This is a genomic window from Butyrivibrio sp. (genome assembly GCF_017433805.1).
Classification (GTDB): Bacteria; Bacillota; Clostridia; order Lachnospirales; family Lachnospiraceae; genus Butyrivibrio.
On the sequence record NZ_JAFRGN010000013.1, the window covers coordinates 200,348 to 224,427 of the forward strand.

Annotated in this window: 29 protein-coding genes; 25 read left to right on the plus strand and 4 right to left on the minus strand. The window is 37.7% G+C overall.

From position 1 onward, the window contains the following. Position 1: 1 nt before the first annotated feature. The 23 genes from coaD to rsfS all read left to right on the plus strand — a co-directional run bounded on the left by coaD (position 2) and on the right by rsfS (position 18,598). Positions 2-502, plus strand: a complete 501-nt coding sequence (gene coaD / locus IJI01_RS04265; RefSeq protein ID WP_292186341.1) for a pantetheine-phosphate adenylyltransferase — start codon at positions 2-4, stop codon at positions 500-502. Between the two features lie 17 nt (positions 503-519). Next, positions 520-1,221, plus strand: coding sequence for an ATPase (locus IJI01_RS04270; protein WP_292186342.1), 702 nt, complete (start codon positions 520-522; stop codon positions 1,219-1,221). A gap of 56 nt (positions 1,222-1,277) precedes the next feature. Further along, complete coding sequence (locus IJI01_RS04275) at positions 1,278-2,324, plus strand: N-acetylmuramoyl-L-alanine amidase family protein (RefSeq protein WP_292186343.1); 1,047 nt, start codon at positions 1,278-1,280, stop codon at positions 2,322-2,324. Then, on the plus strand, positions 2,311-3,039 hold the full coding sequence (locus IJI01_RS04280; RefSeq protein ID WP_292186344.1) for a pseudouridine synthase: 729 nt from the start codon (positions 2,311-2,313) through the stop codon (positions 3,037-3,039). Before IJI01_RS04275 ends, IJI01_RS04280 begins: the two co-directional genes overlap by 14 nt. An 11-nt stretch (positions 3,040-3,050) precedes the next feature. Next, entirely contained in the window at positions 3,051-3,653 is a 603-nt protein-coding gene (locus IJI01_RS04285; protein ID WP_292186345.1) for a hypothetical protein, read from the plus strand. Between the two features lie 10 nt (positions 3,654-3,663). Further along, positions 3,664-4,683: an RluA family pseudouridine synthase gene (locus IJI01_RS04290; RefSeq protein ID WP_292186346.1), complete on the plus strand. Its 1,020-nt coding sequence runs from the start codon at positions 3,664-3,666 to the stop codon at positions 4,681-4,683. A gap of 2 nt (positions 4,684-4,685) precedes the next feature. Further along, positions 4,686-5,222: a Holliday junction resolvase RecU gene (locus IJI01_RS04295; protein WP_292186347.1), complete on the plus strand. Its 537-nt coding sequence runs from the start codon at positions 4,686-4,688 to the stop codon at positions 5,220-5,222. Between the two features lie 107 nt (positions 5,223-5,329). Then, positions 5,330-6,439 (plus strand): ATP phosphoribosyltransferase regulatory subunit, encoded by a 1,110-nt coding sequence (gene hisZ / locus IJI01_RS04300; protein WP_292186348.1) that lies wholly within the window; start codon positions 5,330-5,332, stop codon positions 6,437-6,439. A gap of 10 nt (positions 6,440-6,449) precedes the next feature. Then, entirely contained in the window at positions 6,450-7,088 is a 639-nt protein-coding gene (gene hisG, locus IJI01_RS04305) for an ATP phosphoribosyltransferase (protein WP_292186349.1), read from the plus strand. Then, the gene (hisD, locus tag IJI01_RS04310) at positions 7,089-8,378 is read left to right on the plus strand and encodes a histidinol dehydrogenase (RefSeq protein ID WP_292186351.1); all 1,290 of its coding nucleotides are present in this window, start codon (positions 7,089-7,091) and stop codon (positions 8,376-8,378) included. Between the two features lie 182 nt (positions 8,379-8,560). Then, on the plus strand, positions 8,561-9,151 hold the full coding sequence (gene hisB, locus IJI01_RS04315; protein ID WP_292186353.1) for an imidazoleglycerol-phosphate dehydratase HisB: 591 nt from the start codon (positions 8,561-8,563) through the stop codon (positions 9,149-9,151). Continuing rightward, positions 9,151-10,446, plus strand: coding sequence for a bifunctional phosphoribosyl-AMP cyclohydrolase/phosphoribosyl-ATP diphosphatase HisIE (hisIE, locus tag IJI01_RS04320; protein ID WP_292186355.1), 1,296 nt, complete (start codon positions 9,151-9,153; stop codon positions 10,444-10,446). Before hisB ends, hisIE begins: the two co-directional genes overlap by 1 nt. Positions 10,447-10,455: 9 nt before the next feature. Next, complete coding sequence (locus IJI01_RS04325; RefSeq protein WP_292186356.1) at positions 10,456-12,336, plus strand: TIGR03960 family B12-binding radical SAM protein; 1,881 nt, start codon at positions 10,456-10,458, stop codon at positions 12,334-12,336. Further along, positions 12,329-13,057 carry a TIGR03936 family radical SAM-associated protein gene (locus tag IJI01_RS04330; RefSeq protein ID WP_292186358.1) on the plus strand — a complete coding sequence of 243 codons (729 nt, stop codon included), beginning with the start codon at positions 12,329-12,331 and terminating at the stop codon, positions 13,055-13,057. The genes IJI01_RS04325 and IJI01_RS04330 overlap by 8 nt, the downstream gene beginning before the upstream one ends. Next, positions 13,050-14,207 (plus strand): ribonuclease E/G, encoded by a 1,158-nt coding sequence (locus IJI01_RS04335; RefSeq protein WP_292186360.1) that lies wholly within the window; start codon positions 13,050-13,052, stop codon positions 14,205-14,207. Before IJI01_RS04330 ends, IJI01_RS04335 begins: the two co-directional genes overlap by 8 nt. A 98-nt stretch (positions 14,208-14,305) precedes the next feature. Further along, on the plus strand, positions 14,306-14,614 hold the full coding sequence (rplU, locus tag IJI01_RS04340; RefSeq protein WP_026487786.1) for a 50S ribosomal protein L21: 309 nt from the start codon (positions 14,306-14,308) through the stop codon (positions 14,612-14,614). A gap of 17 nt (positions 14,615-14,631) precedes the next feature. After that, a complete protein-coding gene (locus IJI01_RS04345; RefSeq protein WP_292186363.1) occupies positions 14,632-14,961 on the plus strand; it encodes a ribosomal-processing cysteine protease Prp in 330 nt (109 codons plus the stop codon). A 3-nt stretch (positions 14,962-14,964) separates the two neighbouring features. After that, positions 14,965-15,252, plus strand: coding sequence for a 50S ribosomal protein L27 (gene rpmA, locus IJI01_RS04350; RefSeq protein WP_022774002.1), 288 nt, complete (start codon positions 14,965-14,967; stop codon positions 15,250-15,252). A gap of 81 nt (positions 15,253-15,333) precedes the next feature. Then, a complete protein-coding gene (obgE, locus tag IJI01_RS04355; RefSeq protein ID WP_292186366.1) occupies positions 15,334-16,677 on the plus strand; it encodes a GTPase ObgE in 1,344 nt (447 codons plus the stop codon). Then, positions 16,674-16,985 (plus strand): ribosome assembly RNA-binding protein YhbY, encoded by a 312-nt coding sequence (gene yhbY / locus IJI01_RS04360; protein WP_292186369.1) that lies wholly within the window; start codon positions 16,674-16,676, stop codon positions 16,983-16,985. The genes obgE and yhbY overlap by 4 nt, the downstream gene beginning before the upstream one ends. A 52-nt stretch (positions 16,986-17,037) precedes the next feature. Further along, positions 17,038-17,646 carry a nicotinate-nucleotide adenylyltransferase gene (nadD, locus tag IJI01_RS04365; protein ID WP_292186371.1) on the plus strand — a complete coding sequence of 203 codons (609 nt, stop codon included), beginning with the start codon at positions 17,038-17,040 and terminating at the stop codon, positions 17,644-17,646. Next, positions 17,643-18,224 carry a bis(5'-nucleosyl)-tetraphosphatase (symmetrical) YqeK gene (gene yqeK / locus IJI01_RS04370; protein WP_292186374.1) on the plus strand — a complete coding sequence of 194 codons (582 nt, stop codon included), beginning with the start codon at positions 17,643-17,645 and terminating at the stop codon, positions 18,222-18,224. Before nadD ends, yqeK begins: the two co-directional genes overlap by 4 nt. A gap of 11 nt (positions 18,225-18,235) precedes the next feature. Next, positions 18,236-18,598 carry a ribosome silencing factor gene (gene rsfS, locus IJI01_RS04375; RefSeq protein WP_292186377.1) on the plus strand — a complete coding sequence of 121 codons (363 nt, stop codon included), beginning with the start codon at positions 18,236-18,238 and terminating at the stop codon, positions 18,596-18,598. A 173-nt stretch (positions 18,599-18,771) separates the two neighbouring features. Here rsfS and lexA read toward each other — a convergent pair whose 3' ends face one another. Continuing rightward, positions 18,772-19,389: a transcriptional repressor LexA gene (lexA, locus tag IJI01_RS04380; protein ID WP_292186380.1), complete on the minus strand. Its 618-nt coding sequence runs from the start codon at positions 19,387-19,389 to the stop codon at positions 18,772-18,774. Between the two features lie 241 nt (positions 19,390-19,630). Between lexA and IJI01_RS04385 the strand changes: the two genes are divergently transcribed. Together IJI01_RS04385 and IJI01_RS04390 are read left to right on the plus strand one after the other, a co-directional pair. Then, positions 19,631-20,050, plus strand: coding sequence for a LysM peptidoglycan-binding domain-containing protein (locus IJI01_RS04385; RefSeq protein ID WP_292186382.1), 420 nt, complete (start codon positions 19,631-19,633; stop codon positions 20,048-20,050). A 123-nt stretch (positions 20,051-20,173) separates the two neighbouring features. Next, entirely contained in the window at positions 20,174-21,697 is a 1,524-nt protein-coding gene (locus IJI01_RS04390) for a DHH family phosphoesterase (protein WP_292186384.1), read from the plus strand. Positions 21,698-21,757: 60 nt separating this feature from the next. On the opposite strand, the gene IJI01_RS04395 is transcribed toward IJI01_RS04390, so the two are convergent. The 3 genes from IJI01_RS04395 to IJI01_RS04405 are packed head-to-tail and all read right to left on the minus strand — an operon-like array spanning position 21,758 to position 23,995. Then, positions 21,758-22,513, minus strand: a complete 756-nt coding sequence (locus tag IJI01_RS04395) for an amino acid ABC transporter ATP-binding protein (RefSeq protein ID WP_292186386.1) — start codon at positions 22,511-22,513, stop codon at positions 21,758-21,760. A 16-nt stretch (positions 22,514-22,529) separates the two neighbouring features. Next, positions 22,530-23,186, minus strand: coding sequence for an amino acid ABC transporter permease (locus tag IJI01_RS04400; protein ID WP_292186391.1), 657 nt, complete (start codon positions 23,184-23,186; stop codon positions 22,530-22,532). 23 nt (positions 23,187-23,209) lie between these two features. Further along, on the minus strand, positions 23,210-23,995 hold the full coding sequence (locus IJI01_RS04405) for a transporter substrate-binding domain-containing protein (protein WP_292186394.1): 786 nt from the start codon (positions 23,993-23,995) through the stop codon (positions 23,210-23,212). Positions 23,996-24,080 lie beyond the last annotated feature (85 nt).

Consider the following 24,080-nt stretch of genomic DNA (forward strand, 5'->3'; position numbering starts at 1 on the left):
TATGAAGACTGCGTTATACCCAGGTAGCTTCGACCCAGTAACTTACGGGCATCTAGACATTATAAGGCGCGCATCCCGTATGTTTGATACGGTTATCGTAGCTGTAATGTGCAATTCCGCGAAAACTCCATTGTTTACGCTTGATGAACGTGTTAAAATGATAAGAGAGTCTGTGAAAGATCTGGACAATGTTGTTATCGAATCTTTCGATGGACTTTTGATAAATTATTGTAAAGAAAAGAATATTCATATTGTTGTCAGAGGTCTCAGAGCTATAACTGATTTCGAGTACGAGCTTCAGATAGCCCAGACTAATAGAGAGTTATCTCATAATGAAGTAGATACAGTCTTTTTGACAACTAACCTTAAGTATTCATATCTTAGCAGTTCTGTTGTAAAAGAAATCGCAAGTTACAATGGGGATATAACTCCTTGCGTTCCAGATTTTGTAGCAGAAGCTTTATATAATAAATTTGGTTACGACAGAACCAAAAAAGCGTAAGTAGGGGGATAAATACCATGACAAGTAGGATTGAGCAGCTTATTGATGAAATAGAAACATATATTGATAACTGCAAGCCTCAGCCACTTTCTCAGACCAAGATTATTGTTAACAAAGAGGAAATAGACGAGCTTTTAAGAGAGCTTCGCAGTAAAACTCCTGAAGAGATCAAGAGATATCAGAAGATCATCAGCAATAAAGAGGCTATTTTAAATGATGCAAGGCAGAAGGCTCAGAACCTTATTGATGAAGCTACTGCCCACACTAATGAGCTTATTAACGAGCATGAGATCATGCAGCAGGCTTATGCGCAGGCCAATGAGGTAGTATCTCAGGCAGCTGCACAGGCCAAGGAAATCTTAGACAGAGCAATGCTGGAAGCCAACGATATGAAGGCTGCAGCTGTTCAGTATACAGATCAGCTTCTTGCAGGTGTTGAGGATATTATTTCTCAGTCAATCGATGCAACCAGCAAGAGCAATGATGAGATTATTGCTTCTGTTAAGCAGAACAGTGAGAATATCATTAATTCCGTTAACCAGAGTAATGATAGTATTCTTTCTGCTCTTACACAGTACAGCGAGGTTATCAGATCAAACAGATCAGATCTCAGGCCACCAGAAGTAGTTAAGACTGATGTACCTGTTGCAGGCGTAGAAACTGAAGCTTCTTATGAAGTACCAGAGCAGGCTGCTTTGAATTTGGATATGCTTAACTAACAGAAATTTAGGGCTGTCGCTACTTGCGGCAGCTTTACTTATTTAATGGGGGATGTATGAAAAAGCTTTTATCAATGTTATGCGCATTTGTGCTGAGCACATGTTTTTTTCTTGGAACAACTGATATTACCAGCTATGCAGCTAATAAGAATTATGTAGTTGTCATCGATCCTGGACATGGAGGAGTAGGCGATAGGAATCTTGGGGCCATATATAATGGTTATATGGAAAAAGAGCTTACTCTGCAGGTTGCAGTTGCAATGAAAGCTGAGCTTGAGAAGTATGAGGGTGTAACTGTATACCTCACAAGAACTGCGGATGAGATCAAATCGCTTGAGAGCAGAGCTGATTTTGCTAAAAGTGTTAATGCTGACTTTGTATTTAGTATTCACTTTAATGCTTCTTCAGAGCATATCTATTATGGTTCAGAAATCTGGACATCAGCCTTTGGGAATTATTATCAGAAGGGCCAGACCTTCGGACTTATAGAAAGTGATCAGCTTGCAAGTCTTGGACTTTATCAGAAAGGTGTTAAGACCAAGATTGGAAGCTCTGGTAATGACTATTACGGAATAATCAGACACTGCGTTGCAAGAGGCATCCCATGTGACATTATCGAGCATTGTTATCTTGATCATGCTTATGATGTTCAGTATCTTAAGGGGCAGGATTTCATACAGACTCTTGGCATAGCTGATGCTACAGCTGTTGCCAAGTACTTTAAATTAAAATCATCAGTTAATGGTAATGACTTTAGTAACATAACATATAAGACTGTCAAGAAGCCTTCTGGTAAGGTATGGCAGGATACAACTGATCCTGATACCTGCAGCATCAAGGTGCTTGCATATGATTCTGCCAGCAGAAATGCTCTTGTGGAGATGACAACCAAGGATTCACAAAGTCCCATCATCTATTTTGCATACAGCTATGATGGTGGTAAAACCTTCAGTCCACTTCAGATGTGGGACAGAACCCAGAAGACACAATCTTTTAACGTTAATATTCCAAGCTCTTTTACATCATCAAACATTGTATGCAGAGCTTATAATAATTATGAATTATTTAAACAGAGTAATGAGGTAGCTATTGAGACTAGATAAATTTTTGGGACAATTTGATATTGGAACCCGTAAGCAGATAAAAGAATATTTGAAGAACGGAAGATGCAGTGTTAATGGCACTGTTGTCACCAAGCCTGATATTCACGTAGATGAGAATACAGACGAGATTTCTTTTGATGGAAATGTTCTTGAATACAGCAAGTACCATTATTATATGCTGTACAAGCCTCAGGGAGTTGTTTCTGCTACAACTGATGGAAGGAACACAACAGTTCTTGATCTTTTGCAGGATGAGAATGCAAAAGGTCTTAGTCCTGCTGGAAGACTTGATATTGATACAGAGGGACTTCTTCTTTTAACTGATGATGGCGGGCTTATTCATAGGCTATTATCTCCCAAAAAACACGTAGATAAGGTTTACGAAGTGCATTTGGATCATGAGCTTTCTGATAAAGATATTGCTGCTCTTGAAAAGGGAGTCAATATTGGAGATACCAAGGATACAGGCGAGATAGATTATACCTTACCTGCCAGAGTAGAGCTTTGGGATGCTGATGAGGAAGGTAGACCAGTTGTACATCTCATAATTCATGAAGGAAGATTTCATCAGGTTAAGAGAATGATGGAGGCTGTTGGTAATGAGGTTCTTTTCCTTAAGAGACTGTCCATGGGGCCGCTTAAGCTTGATGAAAGCCTTGTACCTGGTGAATACAGACCATTATCAGCAGAAGAATTAAAGCAGTTAGGAGTTTAATACAAGAATTTATGAAACGAGTTTATAAAGGGGAATTTGGATATATCAAGTATGGCAGAAAGGTTGCCATTATAAGGACAGTAGTATGCCTTGCAGTTACTGTTGGAATCTTTTTGACAGGTCTTTTGATAAATCATTCTCAGAAAAGTGTATTTAGTATTATCGCAGCTCTTGGATGTCTTCCAACTGGCTGGAGCGCAGTAAATATGATAATGCTGCTGAAGGCTAAGGAATGTTGTGAGAGTGACCATTCTAAGATTCTCGAGCATGCTGGAGGTCTTTTGATCCATTATGATCACATTATCACTTCCTATGACAAGAATTTCTATGTAAATGCTTCTACAGTACTTGATAAGAACATTTGCTGCTATAGTGCCGACAATAATCTTGATGTTCTTGACTGCGAGAAACATATTAAGAAGATGGTTGCTCAGAGCGGTTATTCCAGCTACAGCATTAAGGTTTTTGATGATATTGATAAGTTCTGTGACAGGCTTGATCAGCTTGAACAGCTTCGCGCCAATAAAGAAATTGACCCATTTAAGATAGAAGATGAATGGGTTCCAGGAACTGTACAGACTCCTGCGGCGGTTCTTTTGTCCATATCTTTGTAATGGTGATTTTATGAAAGAAATTGTAATAGGTAATAATCAGACAGATAAGCGACTTGATGGCTTTCTCAAGGCATATCTTCCAAATGCATCTATGGGCTTTATATACAAGATGCTCCGGAAAAAGAACATCACGCTAAATGGTAAGAAGGCATCTGGTACTGAGAAGCTTTCTGTCGATGATAAAATATGTATTTTCTTTGCAGATGAGACTTTGGAGAAATTCAGGGGTGTAGCTGGAAATGCTGAGGAATCAGGGAAGGCAGGCTCTTCTAAAAATAGTAATATAGCTAAATCTGCAAGAGTTTCTTATAAGAAAATTGGAGATCTTAAGGTGATCTTTGAGAACAAACATGTTCTTTTTGTAGATAAGCCTGCAGGTCTTTTGTCGCAGAAATCAAAAGATACAGATAATAGCTTAAATGACTGGCTGATTGGATATATGCTTGAAAAGGGAGATATTACTCCGGAAGAGCTTGAAACCTATAAGCCTTCTATATGTAACAGACTTGATCGAAATACAAGTGGTCTTGTTATCTGTGCTAAGTCTTTACTTGGCGCAAGGACTATGAACAAGATGCTTAAGGATAGGACTTTAGATAAGTATTACAGAACTATTGTTACAGGACACCTTGCTGAACCCTCCAAGCTTAAGGGATTTCTTTATAAAGATGAGAACAAAAATAAGGTTTATATTAAGGATACTGATCCTGGAGATGACAGATATTCCTATATAGAGACAGAATATAAGCCTGTTAAATATTATGAAGAGCTTGATATGACTCTTTTGGAAGTCAAGCTTATTACTGGTAAGCCTCATCAGATCAGAGCACACTTACAGAGTATAGGCCATCCCATTATTGGTGATACCAAATATGGTGGTAGACCGTTTAAGGGGCTTAAATACCAGCTTCTTCATAGCTACAGACTTGTGATGCCAGCTGATATGAAGGACGAATTATCAGACATAGCAGGAAAAGAATTTATTGCTGAGCTTCCTGATACATTTGGAAGAATTATCGGAAAGGGGTAATAATGCCTACTTGGAAATCAAGAGGTTTACGAGGTTCTACATTAGAGGAACTGATCAATCGTTCTAACGAAAGATACCAGGAGCTGGGGCTTGCTCTTATTCAGAAGATCCCGACTCCTATTACACCCATCAATATAGAAAAGGAAACAAGGCACATAACATTGGCATATTTTGATCAGAAGAGTACCGTAGACTATATCGGTGCTGTACAGGGGATTCCTGTTTGCTTTGATGCCAAGGAATGTGCTTCTAGTACTTTTACTCTCGAAAACATCCATCCACACCAGGTTCGCTTCATGGCGGATTTTGAAAAACAGGATGGAATCGCATTTTTTCTTATTTATTTTACTTCACTTAATGAATTTTATTATTTGCCTTACAGGAAATTGCAGGAATTCTGGGACAGAGCAGAAAACGGAGGCAGAAAAAGCTTTAGAAGAGATGAGCTTGATGATGAGTTCATCATTAAATCTCCTGGAGAATCTGGAATTCTGATTCCTTACCTTGATCTTATCCAAAAGGATTTGGACGAAAGATAATTGTTGACACGAATATTGTTATAGGTTACACTTTTTACTATGATACCAAATTAGCATGATAGCACTGTGAAGTAATAAAGTGCTTTTATTCTTTTAGAGAGGTGTTTATGAGTAAGGTTCTTTTACATACTCCTGATGGAGTAAGAGATATCTATGGCAAAGAATGTATTGATAGAAACGCAGTTATTAACAATATTCATAACAAGATGAAGAGCTTTGGCTATGCAGAGATTGAGACTCCTACTTTTGAATTCTTTGATGTTTTTGCAGAGGAAATCAATGCATCAGATACCAAAGAGCTTTATAAGTTTTTTGATAAAGAAGGAAACACTCTGGTACTTCGCCCAGACTTTACACCTTCTATAGCTAGATGTGCATCCAAGGTAATGCTGGAGAACGGCAATCCGATCAGAGTCTGCTATGAAGGCAACACATTTTTAAATGTTTCCAATTTACAGGGTAAGCTTAAAGAGAACTGTAATATTGGTGTAGAGCTTATGAACGATTCATCTGTATATGCAGATGCGGAAGCTATAGCTCTTTTAATAGAGGCGCTTAAGAGTAGTGGCCTTCAGGATTTCCAGGTAAGCGTTGGGGATGCTGACTATTATAAGGGGCTGTGCGAAGAAGCTGGTATCACTCCTGAAACTGAGGAAGAGATCAGAGAACAAATTATTGGTAAGAACTATTTTGCTGCAGAGTCAATCATGAGGGAAAAGAATATCCCTGAAAAATACAGTGACTTGATTATAAAGGTATCTGAATTTATCGGTTCTGATGATGCGCTTGATAAGGCTATTAGTCAGGTAAAAAATGACAGATCCATTGCTGCAGTAAACAGACTTAAAGAGCTGTATAAGGTTTTGACTTTATATGGAGTTGAGAAGTATGTGTCCTTTGATCTTAGCATACTTAGCAGGTTTAATTACTATACAGGTGTTATTTTTAGCGCATATACCTATGGTGTAGGTGATGCAATAGCTAAAGGTGGCCGATATGACAACCTTCTTGGCAAATATGGTAAGGATGCTCCTGCTATAGGTTTTTCTATTGTGATTGATGATCTTATGTCTGCTCTATACAGACAGGGAATCAAGGTAGAAAACGGTGAGGAAGTTGAGACTGTTACTTATACCAAAGAGACTTTTGAAGCAGCACTTAAGAAAGCGCGAGAGCTTAGGGAAAGTGGCAAGAACGTTGTACTGAAGGCAGAGTAATGGAGGTTTTATGAGATATTTGACATTTGCTCTTGGCAAAGGAAGACTTGTAGATTCCACAATGGAACTTCTGAATAAATGTGGTATTTCCTGCGAAGAGATTCTTGATAAGAAAACCAGAAAGCTTATTTTTACAAATGAAGAGCTTAAACTTAAGTTCTTTCTTGCAAAGGGACCCGATGTACCAACATACGTAGAATATGGCGCAGCTGATATTGGTATTGTTGGTGCAGATACTATTTTGGAAGAAAATAGAAGAGTATATGAGGTGCTTGATCTTGGCTTTGGTAAATGCAGAATGTGTGTATGCGGACCTCATGAGGCCAAAGAGCTTCTTGCCCATCGTGAGATGATCAGAGTTGCAAGTAAATATCCTAATATCGCCAAGGACTATTTCTTTAACAAAAAGCATCAGACAGTAGACATCATTAAGCTTAACGGATCAGTAGAGCTGGGGCCAATTGTAAACCTATCAGATGTTATTGTTGATATCGTTGAGACAGGTTCTACTCTTAGAGAAAACGGTCTAGAAGTACTAGAGGAAATCTGTCCATTATCTGCAAGAATGATAGTTAATCAGGTTAGTATGCAGATGGAAACAGACAGAATTAGAAAACTAATCAATGACATGAAGGAGAATTTATCATAAATGAGAACTTTACAGCTTAATAACGAGACCAAACAGGAGCTCCTTGGAAATCTTCTTAACAGAAATCCAGGTAGCTACACACAGTATGAGAATACTGTTAATGAAATTATAGATAATGTCAGGAACAATGGTGATAAGGCACTTTTTGATTACACTCTTAAATTTGATAAATGTAGTCTTGATTCTAAATCCGTTGTTGTTACAAAGGAAGAGATTAAGAAGGCCTATGAGAAGCTCTCACCTGAATTCATAGAGGTTATGAAGAAGAGTGCAGAGAATATCAGAGTATTCCACGAGAAGCAAAAGAGAAACTCATGGATTGAAACCAGAGAAGATGGCAGCATTCTTGGTCAGAGAATACTTCCAATAGAGATCTCCGGCGTTTATGTTCCAGGCGGAAAAGCAGCTTACCCTTCAAGCGTTCTCATGAATGTTGTTCCAGCCAAGGTTGCAGGTGTTGAGAGAATCATTATGTGCACACCACCTCAGGCTGACGGATCTGTTAATCCTGGAACGCTTGTTGCAGCTGACATTGCTGGTGTTGATGAAGTATACAGAGTTGGTGGTGCTCAGGCAATAGCTGCTATGGCATTTGGAACAGAGAGCATTCCTAAGGTAGATAAGATCACAGGCCCTGGTAATATTTTTGTAGCTCTTGCCAAGAAAGCATGCTTTGGACATGTTTCTATAGATTCAATTGCTGGTCCTAGTGAGATTCTTGTTCTTGCAGATGATACAGCTAAGGCCAGATATGTAGCAGCAGACCTTCTGTCACAAGCAGAGCATGATGAACTTGCAAGTGCAATTCTTGTTACTACATCTAAGAGACTTGCAGAAGAAGTATCAAAGGAAATAGATGAATTCCTTAAGATTTTATCAAGAGCAGATATAATTAGTAAGTCTTTGGAAAACTACGGGTATATTTTTGTAGCTGATACATTAGAAGATGCTATAGATGCTGCCAATGCAGTAGCTTCTGAGCACTTGGAGATTATTACAGCAAACCCATTTGAGGTTATGACCAAGATTAAAAATGCAGGTGCTATTTTCCTTGGGGAGTATTCATCAGAGCCTCTTGGAGACTATATTGCGGGACCTAACCATATTCTTCCAACAAATAGAACTGCAAGATTTTTCTCACCACTTAATGTGGATGACTTTATGAAGAAAAGCAGTATCATTGCATACTCAAGAGATGCTCTCAGCAAGGTACACAAGGATATTGAACTCTTTGCCAAAGAAGAGAGCTTAACAGCACATGCTAATTCAATTGCTGTAAGATTTGAGTAATCTGGTCAAAATTTATAATACTGACCGATATGGTAAATAACGTACAATAACATGTGTATTCATATGATTTAGCGTCAAAATTGCAAGTTAACTTTCTAAAGTGATTATAAACTGCAAGTTATTTAATTTTTATAAGTTAAATTAACAATATTTTGCGAGATTAATTTAAGGGGATACAACTTATGGAATTACGCTCTGCTACAGTTGCAAGAAAAACCAAGGAAGCGGATATTGCCATTACTTTGAATATCGATGGCACAGGTACCAGTAACATAGAAACTGGTAATGGATTTTTTGATCATATGCTTGATGGCTTTGCAAGACACGGTCTTTTTGACCTTAATGTTAAGGCAAGTGGCGATCTAAATGTTGATTGTCATCACACAGTTGAAGATACCGGAATCGTTCTTGGTCAGGCCATTGCCAAGGCTATTGGCGACAAAAAGGGCATTAAGAGATATGGCAGCATGATACTTCCTATGGATGAAACGCTTGTAATGTGTGCTATTGACCTCAGTGGACGTCCATATTTTATAATGGATGGCGAATTCACTTCACCTATGGTTGGTGATTTTGATACTCAGATGGTAAGAGAATTCTTTTATGCAATATCTTATTCTGCAGGAATGAATCTTCATCTTAGAATTATCACAGGTCTTAATGATCATCACAAAATAGAAGCTCTCTTTAAGGCTTTTGCAAAGGCTCTTGATGAGGCTACAACAATAGATCCCAGAATAAGTGATGTACTTAGTACAAAAGGAGCACTTTAATGTCAGATTTTAAGAAAAAATTCTTAGCATCAATTTACCTGAAGGATGAAAAGGCAGTTAAATCTCTTAAGGATTACACTGTTATTAATGATGATCCGATAGCTTTGACTCAGGAATACTCAAATGAAAATGTAGATGGAATTATTGTCTTTGACCTTGTGGCATCAGGAGATGACAAAGCTCATGAGAAATCACTTGATATTATAAAGGATATCTGCAAGGCTAGCGATGTACCAGTTATTGGTGCTGGAAATGTTAAGCGTATGGAGGATATCAAGAAGCTTCTATATGCTGGATGTAAGAAGGCATGTCTTAACTTCAGCAAACCAGGCAACATAGAAATACTTGCAGAAGTATCAGAGAAATTCGGAAAAGATAAGATACTTGCATGCTATAGCGATGCATCATCAATTGATGGCAATAAAGATCAGGTGCTTAAGTATATAAGCGAATTAGTATGCATAGATTACAAGGATGGCGTTAACCTTCCGTCTATTGATCTGCCTATAACGGTTGTTATTGATGATTCTTTTGATGGAGAGCCATATTCACTCTTTGAGAAATATGATTCTATATCAGGAATATCAGGAGATGTTATCAACTCTAATATAGCTAAGGTATCAGCCTACAAAGAAGCATGTCTTTCAAAGGGGATAGACATCCTTAGACTTGAGCCAAAGTTTTCTTTTGCTGATCTTAAAAAGAACTCAGATGGCATGGTTCCTGTTATAGTGCAGGATTATAGAACCGATCAGGTTTTGATGTTGGCATATATGAACGAAGAGGCTTATAATAAAACTCTAAGTACAGGTAAGATGACATACTTTAGTCGAAGCCGTAACGAGCTCTGGGTAAAGGGATTAACCAGTTCACATTACCAGTATGTAATGTCACTGACAGCCGATTGTGATCTTGATACTATTCTTGCCAAGGTTAAGCAGATCGGAGCTGCGTGTCATACTGGAAGCTATTCCTGCTTCTTTAATGAGATTGCCTCCAAGGAATATACCGAGAAGAATCCTCAGAAGGTTCTGGACAGTGTCTTTGATGTAATTCAGGACAGAAAGATTAATCCAAGAGAAGGTTCTTATACCAACTATCTTTTTGATAAAGGCCTTGATAAGATTCTTAAAAAGGTTGGAGAAGAAGCAACAGAGATGGTTATAGCCGCCAAAAATGAAGGCTCCAACGAAATAGTTTACGAAATGTCTGATTTCCTGTATCATATGATGGTCCTCATGGCTGAAAAGAATGTCAGCTGGGAGGAGATAACTGATGAACTGTCTAGACGATAAGGAAAAAACATGAATTATAATTTAGCTCTTTCAGATGAGACACTCCTTAGTATTGAGAAACCGGAGAGATACATTGGCAATGAGGTCAACAGCGTTTACAAGGATAAAAACGCCGTTGATATCAGGTTTGCTATGTGTTTCCCTGATGTTTACGAAATAGGAATGTCTCATCTTGGTATTCAGATTCTTTACGGACTCTTTAACTCTTATGAAGACGTATGGTGCGAGCGTGTGTATTCACCTTGGACCGATATGGACAAGGTACTAAGAGATAAAGATATCCCTCTTTTTGCTCTGGAATCCCAGGAACCGATCAGGAACTTTGATTTTCTTGGTTTCACAATCCAGTATGAGATGTGTTATACGAATATTTTGCAGGTACTTGATCTTTCCAAGATACCTCTTCTTGCTGCGGATAGAACCTGGGATGATCCTATTGTAGTCGGTGGAGGCCCTTGTACCTATAATCCAGAGCCTATTACTGATTTCTTTGACTTTTTCTATATTGGTGAAGGTGAGACAAGATATAGAGAGATTTTTGATCTTTATAAAAAGGCCAGAAAAGATGGCGTTTCAAGACAGGAGTTCTTAAGACAGCTAAGCCATATTCCTGGAATGTATGTACCATCTCTTTATAACGTTGAGTATAACGACGACTTCACAATAAAGTCTATGAAGCCTATTTATGACGACGTACCAGAAACTGTTAAGAAAGAGATGTGTACCGATCTTTCTAAAGAGTTTTATCCAACTAAGCCTGTTGTTCCATATATCAAGATTACTCAGGACAGAGTAGTTCTTGAAGTTATGCGTGGTTGTATAAGAGGCTGTAGATTCTGCCAGGCAGGTCAGCTCTATAAACCACTTAGAGAAAAGGATGTTGAATACCTCAAACAGCATGCTATTGAGTCATTAAAAAACACTGGTTATGAAGAAATATCCCTTAGTTCCTTGAGTTCAAGCGATTACTCCAAGCTTCCAGAGCTCTTGGATTTCCTGATTGAAGAGTGCAATGACAAGAAGGTTAATATATCACTTCCTTCACTTCGTATTGATGCCTTTTCTCTTGATGTCATGAGTAAGGTTCAGGATGTTAAAAAGAGTTCTCTTACCTTTGCTCCTGAGGCTGGTACTCAGAGAATGAGAGATGTAATCAATAAAGGTCTTACAGAAGAAGATATCCTTAGAGGTTCACATGAAGCCTTCCTTGGTGGATGGAATAAGGTTAAGCTTTATTTCATGCTTGGTCTTCCTACAGAGACTGATGAGGATATTCTTGGAATCGGAGATATTGCCAATAAAGTTGCAGTAGAATATTTCGAAACCATGCCTAAAGAGAAGAGAAATGGAAGAACAATTGATATTGTTGCCAGCACATCATTCTTTGTGCCCAAGCCATTTACTCCTTTTCAGTGGGCTCCTATGAATACTAAAGAGGAATTCCTTGATAAGGCAAACAAGACCAGAAAAGGAATCATGTCTCAGCTCAACCAGAAGCACATTAAGTACAACTGGCATGAAGCTGATGCAAGTATGATGGAAGGCATTCTTGCCAGAGGCGATAGAAGACTTAATAAAGTTATTCTCAAGGCTTATGAAAGCGGATGTATTTACGATGCCTGGGGCGAGTATTTCCACTTTGATGTATGGATGAAGATATTTGACGAATGTGGAATTGATCCATTCTTCTATACAACAAGAGAAAGAGCTGATGATGAAATATTCCCTTGGGATATCCTTAACTGCGGCGTTACAAAGTCATTCCTTTTAAGAGAATGGAAAAATGCTCTTGCAGGTAAGCCTTCAAGCAATTGCCGTCTTGGCTGTCTTGGATGTGGCGCAGCCTCCTATGGAGTTGGTGTATGTACGGAGGGCAAGAACAATGCATAAATTACGTTTGAAATTTTCCAAGAATGGACCAATTAAGTTTATTGGTCATCTTGATGTAATGAGATATTTCCAGAAAGCTATCAGAAGAGCTGAGATCGACGTTAAGTACTCAGAGGGCTTTAGTCCTCACCAGGTTATCTCTTTTGCGCAGCCTCTTAGCGTTGGCGCTACAAGTGATGGTGAATACATGGATATGACAGTTAATTCCATGATCAGTACTGAAGATATCAAGAATCGTCTCAATGAATTTATGAACGAAGGAATTGAAATTATTTCCGTAGTTGAACTTGGTGATTCTGCAGAAAAAGCCATGACAGCTGCTTATGCAGCTAAATACAAGATCAGATTCAGGCAGTCTCTCAAGCCTGATTTTGACTGGATTTCTGAATTTAAGAAGTACTTAGATAATGATAAGCTTCCCGCTATGAAGAAGACTAAGAGCGGCGAAAAAGAAATAGACATGAAGCCTATGATCTTTAGCTGTGAATGCGATGAGGCAGATGAATCAGTCACACTTCTTCTTAGCATGAGCTCCATGGCAACATTAAAGCCATCTCTTTTGTTTGGTGGATTTATGAATTCCAAGGGCCTTGAACTTGATAATAATGCTCTTGATATTCACAGAATTGATATTTATAGATTATGCGAAGATGGCGATAAGTCTTATATTGAACCTTTTATAACAGATGATATTTCAACGAGGTTTTACTTAAATGTCTGAAGGTCAGATAATTCTTGCAAACTACAAAGGCAATAATGTAATCACAGGCTTTATCAATAATAAGATGGAATATCTTTCTTTTGAAAGAGAGAGTCATTTAAATGAGATTTATCTTGGAAAGGTAGATCATATAGTCAAAAATCTCAATGCAGCGTTTGTTAAATACGACGGCGAGAATATAGGATATCTTCCACTTGATAAGATTTCATGTTCTTGTGTAACTAACAGATCCTTTGATAGTAGTGACTGTCTTAAAAATGGTGATGAGGTAATAGTTCAGATAGATTCGGAAGCCATTAAGACCAAAAAAACAAAGCTGTCTACTACGATATCCATTTCTGGCAAGTATTCTGTTATAACTCTTGGAAGAAATGGTGTAGGAGCATCTGTTAAACTTTCAGATGATGTCAGAAGAGAATTTATAGACAAGACAAAAAGCATTTTTGTTGACCTGAAAAAAGATTATCAAAGTAGTCTTTATGGTTCCGATATAGGGCTCATAATCAGAACTAACGCTTCTGAAATAGAGGTGTCTTCTTTTAAAGATACGATATCATCCGATATCAAAAGCTGCATAGAAAAACTGGCAGCTATATTAAGTGAAGGTCGTAGCAGAACTATCTATACCTGCCTTTACAAACCTGTAGTTAATACCTTGGACAAAGCCAGAAACTTCATGAAAAATGCTGGAATTACAGATTGTCCTGTTATAGAAGACAATGGTATTCATGGTATAAAGTCCAAGATTGATGAGCTTAGACAGAACAGAATCTGGTTAAAAAGTGGTGCTTTCATCATTATTGAACAGCTTGAGAGCTTTAACGCCATAGATGTAAATACAGGTAAGGCTATAAAAGGCAAAAACAGTATTTCTCTTGATGTAAATCTTGAAGCTGCAGACGAGATAATGAGACAGGTAAGACTTCGTAATCTTACAGGTATGATCCTGATAGATTTCATTAATATGAAACAGGATGAGGATTACGATAAACTTATTTCACACATGAAAAAATTATGCAGACAGGATCAGGTTCATACCAACTATGTAGATATTACCGGGCTTGGTATTATGGAACTAACAAGAAATAAAAACGATAAATCATTAAAAGAAATTTTGCATGAAGTTGAAAATGTTGTTGACAATAGATAAAATCGATGTTATAGTACTATGGTATGCCGCTTAACTAGGCTTAAGTGAGATTATTTCTCCGCCAAAGTTAGCGAGTTTTTTGAAGAAGGAGGTAACTTATGTACGCAATTATTGTAACTGGTGGTAAGCAGTACAAAGTTTCCGAGGGCGACGAGATCAGAGTAGAGAAGCTCGATGTCGAGTCTGGAAAAGAGGTAACATTCGATAATGTTATCGCAGTAAACGACGGAAAGGCACTTAAGGTAGCTGGCGATGTTAGCTCAGCTAAGGTTAGCGCTACAGTTGTAGAGCAGGGCCGTGCTAAGAAGGTTGTTGTTTACAAGTACAAGAGAAAGACTGGCTATCACAAAAAGAATGGCCACAGACAGCCTTTCACACTTGTTAAGATTGACAAGATCACACTGTAATTAAAAGTCGGAATACAATGACTACTATAACTATTACAAAGACATCTGATGACAAGTACAAGATTATAGAATGCAGTGGACATGCAGGATTTGCTGAATATGGTGAAGATATTGTATGTGCTGCTGTTTCAGTTCTGAGTATTAACCTTATCAATTCACTGGACAAGTTCACTGATGATAAGTTTGATGTAGAACAGGACGAAGACCTTGGACTGATCAGATTAAGATTTGATAATGATCCATCACATGATGCTGATTTGTTGGTTAAATCATTTGAATTAGGTGTAGATAGTATATTCAGACAGTATGGAAAGAAATTTTTGAACATTAAATTTAGGAGGGAATAAGTCATGATGAATATGAACCTTCAATTTTTTGCTCATAAGAAGGGTGTTGGATCAACAAAGAATGGTAGAGATTCTGAATCCAAGAGACTCGGAGCAAAAAGAGCTGACGGACAATTCGTAAAGGCCGGTAATATTTTATACAGACAGCGTGGAACACACATTCATCCTGGTGTAAATGTAGGCATCGGTAGCGATGATACATTGTATGCACTTGTTGATGGTGTTCTTAGATTTGAGCGCAAGGGCAGAGATAAAAAGCAGGCTAGCGTTCATCCTGTAGAGAATAAGTAATTTTTTATGTCAAATCGGGCTTCAAACAATTGCGTTTGAAGCCCTTTTTCAAACTTTAGCAGATGCTAAAAAAGGAGTAATATGCCTGTATTCGTAGATAAAGCGAAAATCTTTATACAGAGTGGAAAAGGTGGCGATGGCCATATTTCCTTTAGAAGAGAGAAGTTTGTAAATAACGGTGGTCCAGACGGCGGAGACGGCGGAAAGGGCGGAGACGTAATTTTTAGAGTCGACGAGGGTATCAATACACTTGCCGATTTCCATTATGGTGGTAAGTATAAAGCAGAAAACGGTCAGGATGGTAACAAGAGACGTTGCCACGGTAAAAATGGATCTGACCTTATCATAAAGGTTCCAGAAGGAACAGTAATTAAGGAAGTAGCCAGCGGAAAGGTTATTGCTGATATGAGTGGTGATAACAAGGAAGCTGTTATATTAAAAGGCGGTCGTGGCGGTAACGGAAACATGCATTATGCAACATCAACAATGCAAGCTCCTAAGTATGCGCAGCCAGGACAGCCAGCTATAGAGTTAGAGGTACTTCTTGAGCTTAAGGTTATTGCTGATGTAGGACTTGTAGGTTTCCCTAATGTTGGTAAATCAACATTCCTTTCTAAGGTTTCCAATGCCAAGCCCAAGATTGCCAATTATCATTTCACAACACTTTCACCAATGCTTGGTGTAGTCGATCTTAATGATGCAAGAGGATTTGTTGTTGCCGATATTCCTGGTCTAATAGAAGGAGCTTCTGATGGAGCAGGACTTGGCCATGAATTTCTTCGTCATATAGAGAGAACACGTGTTATGATTCACGTTGTAGATGCTGCTTCAACTGAGGGCAGAGATCCTTTTGAAGATATCGAAGCTATCAACAATGAGCTTAAGAATTACAATGCAGATATTACCAAGAAGCCTCAGGTTATTGCAGCTAACAAGATAGATATGCTTCCTGAAGGCGAGCAGGCTGAAATTATCCAGAAGATCAGAGATAAATATGAGCCTCTTGGAGTTAAGGTGTTTGCTACATCTACCTTAACTGGTCAAGGTATTCAGGAACTGTTATACTATATTAGTAAGGTTCTTTCTGAGATCAATGAAAAGCCTGTTGTCTTTGAACAGGAATTCTTCCCAGAGACTATGGCGAGAGCTGCTGATGAAGCATTTACTGTAGAATATGATCCAGAAGAAAAAGAGTACGTTGTAGAAGGTCCTAAGATTGAGAAGATGCTTGGTTATACAAACCTCGAATCTGAAAAAGGATTCGCATTCTTCCAGAAGTTTATGGCTGACAACGGAATTCTTGATGAACTTGAGAAGTTGCACATCCAGGAAGGCGATACAGTTCGCATGTACGGCTTTAGCTTTGAATATTATAGAAACGCTGATACAGTACCTGGAAATTATGAAGAGGATGAAGAAGAATGACATTAACTAGTAAGCAAAGAGCATATTTAAAGAGTCTGGCAGCTGATCTTGAGCCAGTTTTTCAGATTGGTAAATCAAGTGTAAGCCCAGAAATAACAAATGCTATTGCAGAAACCTTTAATACACATGAGCTTGTAAAGGTTACAGTACTCAAGAATTGTTTAGAAGATGTTAAGGACGTAGCTGTTACTGTTTCTGAACGTACACGTTCAGAGCTGGTACAGGTTATAGGAAGAAAATTTGTATTATACAAACCTTTCAAGGACGATCCTAAGATTGTTTTACCTAAGGCTAGTAAGAAGGCTTGAATATAAGGCTTAAATGAACTGTTAACATGTTTATACCATTAGGAGGCTCAATATGGAATGCAGAAAGATTGGTATACTTGGAGGAACATTTGACCCTATTCACAATGCTCATCTATTACTTGGTGAGTCTGCAAGAGAACAGTTTGGACTTGATAGAGTAATCTTTATCCCAAATAATCTTGCGCATATGCCACATCGAACAGAGGTATCTGGAACAGAAGAAAGATACCAGATGGTCAAGATGGCAATTAATGATAATCCTTATTTTACATGTTCAAGACTAGAGATTGATAAGCCGGAAGGCAGCTATACTATCGATACCATAGAGGATCTTAAGATGATGTATCCAGGAGATGAATTATATCTGATACTTGGAGCAGATTCTGTTATTGGTATTGATTCATGGTATAGAGCCAAGGATCTTCTTACATCTTGTATTATTATTGCTGCAACCAGGCAGGAAGATGACATAGCAGCTCTTGATAAGAAGAGAAGAGAGCTTCAAAACGACTTTGGTGCTGACATAAGACTTCTGACCTTTAACAGGATAGATATTTCTTCTACTGATATCAGAGAACGTATCAGAAAAGGTAGATCTGCAAGATATATGCTACCTGATGAATGTATCGAGTATATTTGCATTAAGGGGTTATATAAATGAGGACTATCGAGATCTCACAAAAGCTCCGTAAAGAGCTTCAGAAGGAACTTAAACCAGATCGTTTCGACCATACATTAGGTGTCGCTTATACAGCTGCAAATATGGCTTTTGTCCATGGGGCAGATGTAGAAAAAGCACTTATAGCCGGAATGCTCCATGACTGCGCTAAATGTCTGACGCATGAGGAGCAGATCAAGATCTGTGAGAAGAATAAGATTGATATAACTGATGTAGAGAGAAGAAATCATTCTCTTTTACATGCCAAGGTTGGCATGTATCTGGCCAGAACTAAGTATGACGTCTATGATACTGAGATTTTAAACGCTATCAGATGGCACACAACTGGTAAAGAAGACATGTCACTTCTTGAAAAGATCATTTATATAGCTGATTTCATAGAACCTAACAGAAAGCCTTTAGAAGGCATGGATGAGATCAGAAAAGAAGCATTTTCAGACATTGATAAGTGTCTGGCACATATTCTGCATGATTCTGTTCAGTACCTTGACACAATCGGTAAAGAATGTGATGATGCAACAATGGAAGCATACGAGTATTATAAAAAGTTTTATAAATAAGCGAGGTTAGAATGGCAGATTTAAACGTATCTAAGAAAATGGCACTCATGGCTGTTGATGCTCTTGAGGATAGAAAAGGAGAAGACGTAAGAGTTATTGATATCAGTGAGATTTCAACTCTTGCAGATTATTTCATTATAGCTGGCGGTACTAATATCAATCAGGTACAGGCTATGGCAGACAACGTACAGGAAGTTCTTGGCAGAGCTGGTCACATGACCAAAAACGGAGAAGGCTATGAAGCTGGTAACTGGATTCTTCTTGATTTTGGCGATATTATCGTTCATGTATTTGATAATGAGAACAGACTTTTCTATGATCTTGAGAGAATCTGGAGAGATGGTAAGACTATAACAAAAGAAGAGTTAGCTTGATAAGTCCAATATGGATATAGATTTATCTTAGCCAGAGAATTAAATTATAAATTAATAAATGTTAGAAAAGCCGATATACCAAAAACTGATATATCGGCTTAAATTTTTATCACTATGATAATTTATAAACATGTAATATAAATCATCACTAATAAAATAAATTAAATGATGTATTAATAAAATCTCATAACGCCGAAAACCTTGCCAAGTATCTGACAGTCATCAACTATAATTGGATCCATATTATCGTTCTCGGGCTGAAGACGAATATGCCCATCTTCCTTGTAAAAAGTCTTAACAGTAGCAGAATCATCAATAAGAGCTACAACCTGATCACCATTCTTGGCAGTGTTACACTGCTGAACAAAAATCTGATCCCCATTGTAAATACCAGCATTGATCATGGAATCTCCCTTAACCTTGAGAATGAATGCATCAGCTCCCTTAGGACACATACTAGCTGGAATAGGAATATATGAATCAATATTCTCTTCAGCAAGAATTGGCATACCAGCTGCAACCTGACCAATTACAGGAATAGAAACGATCTCAGTTCTAACCATATTAAAGCCATCATCACAGATCTCTATAGCACGTGGCTTGGTAGGGTCTCGTCTGATATAACCATTTTTTTCTAAAGTCTCTAAGTGAGAATGAACAGAGGATGTGGACTTAAGATTAACAGCCTTGCAAATATCTCTTACTGCAGGTGGAAATCCTCTCTGAAGAGTCTGTTCCTTGATATAATCGAGAATCTCCTGTTGTTTCTTAGAAATATTACCTTTTTCCATACGGCCCTCCTATATTTAATATACAAAAAATGTATCATTTAACACATTTTTACTATCTTAGTATAACATCGCATTTCAAAATAAGCAAATATTTGTTCGGAAAATATGTTCGATTTTTGTTGACAGTCAAACATTTGTTTTGTATTATTATTTCAGAACAATTGTTCGCAACAAATGTTCGCCTAATAGTTGAATGAATCTGTTGATGTTTGATTTAAGGTATTGATAAGAGGGTATGAAGATGACTAATGCAATGTATGCTGCAGCAAGTTTGTACAATGATCCTAGATTTTTCAGCAAGAGTGAGATTAGAATTAGAGCCAATAAGGCCAGGAGACAGCGCATTTTCAAGCGCCAGATCAGTTTGATAATAGTTCTTGTAACATTAGTATTATTCACATTTATTTTCATGGGAGCTTCTATTTATACTGACGCACAGTCTGATACTTATGAGCCTGAATTCAAATATTATACAACTGTAACTGTACATGCTGGTGATTCATTATGGAGCATAGCTTCAGAGCATTATTCCGAGGATCACTATAACAATTTGAATTGCTACATCACAGAGATTTGCAAACTCAACAGAATGGATACTGATAGCACATTAAATGCAGGAGAGAGCCTTATCATTCCATATTATTCCAAGGAATATAAATGATCTTATATCATTAAATTTACTGTATTTATCTGAAAACACTTCATAATTTAACAGAAAGTTCAATAATTCACCTAAAAAAATACTCCTTGTTGATATATAATAGTATCAGCAAGGAGATTTTTAATGAAACTATCTGCACTTCTTAAATATAATTCCATAGTTATTCAATGCCATGATAATCCTGATGCAGATGCTATCTGTTCAGGATATGTTTTATATAGATACTTTTCTAAGCTCGGTAAAAAAGTACGCTTTATCTATTCAGGCAACTTTAAGATAACAAAGAGTAATCTTGTTTATCTTATTAAAGAACTTAAGATTCCCATTGAATTCGTAAGTAATCTCAAGACTAAGCCAGAGCTACTCTTATTAACAGACTGTCAATACGGCGAAGGTAACGTTAAGAAATTTCCAGCTAAAGATATAGCTGTAATTGATCATCACCAGGTATATGGCACACTTCCCAAATTAAACGAGGTACGCAGTAACTTGGGAAGCTGTTGTTCTGTAATTTGGAATCTGCTCAAGATAGAAGATGAAGATTTCAATATAGATGAGAATATAGCAACAGCACTTTATTATGGCTTATATTCTGATACTAATGCCTTTTCCGAGATGTCACACCCTCTTGATCGTGATATGATCGAGGCTCTTAACTATAATAAGAATCTTATCCTTAAGCTCAAGAATATGAATCTTACTCTTAGAGAGGCCAAGATTGCAGGAGTCGCTATGCTTGGTGTGGAATACCATCCCGATAACAAGTATGCTATTCTCAGAACTGATCCATGTGATCCTAATATTTTAGGTCTCATTGGAGATTTTATTGTTGCTGTCGATGATATAGATGTTTGTCTTGTATATAGTATTCTGTCTTTTGGTGTCAAATTCTCTATCAGAAGCTGTTCCAATGAGACAAGAGCAGATGAACTTGCAACTTTCCTTGCTCAGAAGATAGGTTCAGGAGGAGGACACACAGAAAAAGCTGGCGGAATTCTTAAAAATGAACTGATCATCAAGCAGTATCCGGATTACATTGAAATTGATGATGATTCAGCCAAACACTCAATTTCTAATATTATAAGAGAGCGTATGGCTGACTACTTTGAGAATGCAGAGATCATATATGCCAATGATACAACTCTTGTTTTATCACATATGTCCAAATATGAGCGTTCACCAATAACTCTAGCTTATGTAGAGCCACATGAGTATGTTCCAACTGGCAATATGGCTATCATCAGAACTCTTGCAGGTGATGCTAATATTGAGATCAGGGATAACACTATACTTATTCTGGATTCTAAGGGTAATGTTAAGGCTATTTCAGTTGAAAAGTTTAATTCAAGCTTCAAGAAGACAAGAAGGAAATTTAAGTTTAACAGCGACTATATTCCTACTATTAAGAATGCAGATACTGGTAAGTCTTTTTCACTTCTTCCACTGGCTAAGAGCTGTGAATCTACTGGTGATATCAAGATTTATGCCAAGAAGCTTACTAAGACTACCAAACTTTTTTCATTCTGGGACAATGATACTTACATGATTGGGCAGAAGGGTGATTATCTTGCTGTCAGTCAGGACGACATACATGATATTTTCATTATAGAAAAGAGCATATTTAAGAAGATCTATAAATCTGTTTAATGCAAATAAATAAATCTCAAGAGATACACTATATAAGCGTATTTCTTGAGATTTATTTTTTCAGTTTTGACTAAGGCGGGAGAGGAATTGTTTAGTTCTTTCTTCTCTTGGATTATCAATAAGCTCCTTGGCCGGGCCTTGTTCTAAGATAATGCCATTGTCCATGAATATCGCTGTGTCTGCCACATCTCTGGCAAAAGCCATTTCGTGAGTAACAATGATCATTGTAGTATGAAGATTTGCAAGCTCTTTAATAACGCGAAGAACCTCTCCAGTAAGCTCTGGATCAAGAGCAGAAGTAGGTTCATCAAAGCAAAGAATGTCAGGCTTAAGAGCAAGAGCTCTAGCGATAGCAACACGTTGCTGCTGACCACCAGATAATTGATGAGGGTAGTTATCCATTCTATTGGAAAGTCCCATATTATCTAGTATTTCTTTGGCATTTGCTATAATTTCATCTTTGGATCTGCCGTCAAAAGAAAGAAGCGGAGCCAGTGTAACATTTTCAAGAGCTGTATACTGCGGAAACAGATTAAACTGCTGGAATACTAGTCCGAAATGAAGTCTCTTTTTACGAAGCTCTTCTGGATCAGTTACCGGAATAGCTGCATCAAACAGCATATTACCACGTACACTTATTGTTCCAGCATCTGGAGTTTCAAGGAAATTAAGGCATCTTAAAAGTGTTGTTTTACCACTTCCTGAGGATCCAATTATAGAAAGTGTCTGTCCTTCGTCCAGATTAAAGCTTATTCCCTTTAGTATTTCTGTATTATCAAATTTTTTACGTATATCGTTTACTTCTAATATTTGCATTTTGTCCCCAATATCTTTATCTAAAGTAGCTTAATTTCTTTTCAATGTAGCCAAATAACAGCGTTAAAAGACCGCTGAATATGAGATAGAAGGCGCCTGTATAGAAGAGTGGCCAGATAATACCACTACTTTTAATAAAGGACTGTCCATTCCAGATAATCTCGTAAACAGCAATAACTCTTGCCAGCGAAGTGTCTTTTACCAGTGTGATTACCTCATTGGATATTGGAGGTACGATGCGTTTAATGACCTGTAAAAGAATTATCTTAAAAAAGATCTGTGATCTTGAAAGGCCTAAAACCTGACCTGCTTCATATTGACCAACAGGAATTGACTGAATCCCTCCGCGGTAGATTTCTGAGAAATAGCAGGCATAGTTAAATACAAAAGCAACTAAAGCTGCTATAAATCTGCCTGTATTATCTGTGCCCCATATGTTCATATGAAGAAATATTCCCGGGCCATAATAAATAATGAGGAGCTGTAGCATAAGAGGAGTTCCTCGTACGATCCAGATAATAAATCTTATAGGGCATTTGATAAGCTTTATTTTACTCATCGATCCAAAGGATATGATAAGTCCAAGTGGAAGAGAGAATAAAAGCGTTAATACAAATAATTTAATAGTTCCTAGAAATCCCTCCAGAAGGGATAGTGTTACAGTCAAAAACATGTCAGATAGAAAACTCCTGTGAATTATTGTTTGATAAGCGCATCCTGAACGCCATAGGTCTTGGCAATCTCAAGCATTGAACCATCATTATAGGATGCTGTAAGCTGTTCGTTGATGAACTTAGCAAGGTCAGAACCCTTACGACAGCCGATACCATATTCTTCCTTGGTAAGCTCAACAGTGTGTGTAAGATCAGCATAGCTTGTACCGTCACCAATCATTGCACCAGCCATCAGAAGGTCGATGATACATGCCTGTGAAGTTCCAGCATCTACTTCCATAACAGCATCTGCCTGAGATGTGAGAGAAGTGTAGCTGTAACCATTTTCCTGAGCAGCCTCTTCACCAGCAGAACCAGATTCTACTGCAAAGCTAAGAGTTGAAAGAGATGCAGCATCATTATAATCAGCTGCAACAGATGAAGGAACAACTACGACCTGAGCGTTGTTAAGATATGGATTTGTGCATTCCATAGCATTTGTAACTTCGCTTGTAAGTGTCATTCCATTCCATACAACATCAATAGATTTGTTCTCAAGCTCGAGAATCTTATTATCCCAGTCAATTTCAACGAACTGAACCTCTACGCCAAGTGCCTTAGCAACCTTGGTTGCCATATCAGCATCAAAGCCGATCCAGTTACCAGCGTCATCCTTGTAATCCATAGGTGCGAAATCAGTGATACCTACTACAAGAGTTCCCTTATTTTTGATATAGTCTACATCGCTTGTAGAAGTTGAGCTTCCGCATGCAACTATACTCATGCCAATAACAACAGTCATAAGGGCAGCTAAGATTTTCTTTTTCATAATAAAAATGTCTCCTTTACATTTGATAGTTTAACAAATTAGCCATTTACCACTCTACCATACTAAACTATAAATGTAAATAAGA

Coding starts and splice junctions, on each gene's coding strand:
- coaD (WP_292186341.1), top strand. CDS start 2: ATGAAGACTGCGTTATACCCAGGTAGCTTCGACCCAGTAACTTACGGG.
- hisB (WP_292186353.1), top strand. CDS start 8,561: ATGGAATTACGCTCTGCTACAGTTGCAAGAAAAACCAAGGAAGCGGAT.
- lexA (WP_292186380.1), bottom strand. CDS start 19,389: ATGGAAAAAGGTAATATTTCTAAGAAACAACAGGAGATTCTCGATTAT.
- IJI01_RS04390 (WP_292186384.1), top strand. CDS start 20,174: ATGAAACTATCTGCACTTCTTAAATATAATTCCATAGTTATTCAATGC.
- rsfS (WP_292186377.1), top strand. CDS start 18,236: ATGGCAGATTTAAACGTATCTAAGAAAATGGCACTCATGGCTGTTGAT.
- hisD (WP_292186351.1), top strand. CDS start 7,089: ATGAGAACTTTACAGCTTAATAACGAGACCAAACAGGAGCTCCTTGGA.
- IJI01_RS04295 (WP_292186347.1), top strand. CDS start 4,686: ATGCCTACTTGGAAATCAAGAGGTTTACGAGGTTCTACATTAGAGGAA.
- IJI01_RS04325 (WP_292186356.1), top strand. CDS start 10,456: ATGAATTATAATTTAGCTCTTTCAGATGAGACACTCCTTAGTATTGAG.
- IJI01_RS04285 (WP_292186345.1), top strand. CDS start 3,051: ATGAAACGAGTTTATAAAGGGGAATTTGGATATATCAAGTATGGCAGA.
- hisZ (WP_292186348.1), top strand. CDS start 5,330: ATGAGTAAGGTTCTTTTACATACTCCTGATGGAGTAAGAGATATCTAT.
- IJI01_RS04335 (WP_292186360.1), top strand. CDS start 13,050: ATGTCTGAAGGTCAGATAATTCTTGCAAACTACAAAGGCAATAATGTA.
- IJI01_RS04270 (WP_292186342.1), top strand. CDS start 520: ATGACAAGTAGGATTGAGCAGCTTATTGATGAAATAGAAACATATATT.
- rplU (WP_026487786.1), top strand. CDS start 14,306: ATGTACGCAATTATTGTAACTGGTGGTAAGCAGTACAAAGTTTCCGAG.
- IJI01_RS04395 (WP_292186386.1), bottom strand. CDS start 22,513: ATGCAAATATTAGAAGTAAACGATATACGTAAAAAATTTGATAATACA.
- obgE (WP_292186366.1), top strand. CDS start 15,334: ATGCCTGTATTCGTAGATAAAGCGAAAATCTTTATACAGAGTGGAAAA.
- IJI01_RS04405 (WP_292186394.1), bottom strand. CDS start 23,995: ATGAAAAAGAAAATCTTAGCTGCCCTTATGACTGTTGTTATTGGCATG.
- IJI01_RS04400 (WP_292186391.1), bottom strand. CDS start 23,186: ATGTTTTTGACTGTAACACTATCCCTTCTGGAGGGATTTCTAGGAACT.
- nadD (WP_292186371.1), top strand. CDS start 17,038: ATGGAATGCAGAAAGATTGGTATACTTGGAGGAACATTTGACCCTATT.
- rpmA (WP_022774002.1), top strand. CDS start 14,965: ATGATGAATATGAACCTTCAATTTTTTGCTCATAAGAAGGGTGTTGGA.
- hisIE (WP_292186355.1), top strand. CDS start 9,151: ATGTCAGATTTTAAGAAAAAATTCTTAGCATCAATTTACCTGAAGGAT.
- yqeK (WP_292186374.1), top strand. CDS start 17,643: ATGAGGACTATCGAGATCTCACAAAAGCTCCGTAAAGAGCTTCAGAAG.
- yhbY (WP_292186369.1), top strand. CDS start 16,674: ATGACATTAACTAGTAAGCAAAGAGCATATTTAAAGAGTCTGGCAGCT.
- IJI01_RS04385 (WP_292186382.1), top strand. CDS start 19,631: ATGACTAATGCAATGTATGCTGCAGCAAGTTTGTACAATGATCCTAGA.
- IJI01_RS04290 (WP_292186346.1), top strand. CDS start 3,664: ATGAAAGAAATTGTAATAGGTAATAATCAGACAGATAAGCGACTTGAT.
- IJI01_RS04275 (WP_292186343.1), top strand. CDS start 1,278: ATGAAAAAGCTTTTATCAATGTTATGCGCATTTGTGCTGAGCACATGT.
- hisG (WP_292186349.1), top strand. CDS start 6,450: ATGAGATATTTGACATTTGCTCTTGGCAAAGGAAGACTTGTAGATTCC.
- IJI01_RS04330 (WP_292186358.1), top strand. CDS start 12,329: ATGCATAAATTACGTTTGAAATTTTCCAAGAATGGACCAATTAAGTTT.
- IJI01_RS04345 (WP_292186363.1), top strand. CDS start 14,632: ATGACTACTATAACTATTACAAAGACATCTGATGACAAGTACAAGATT.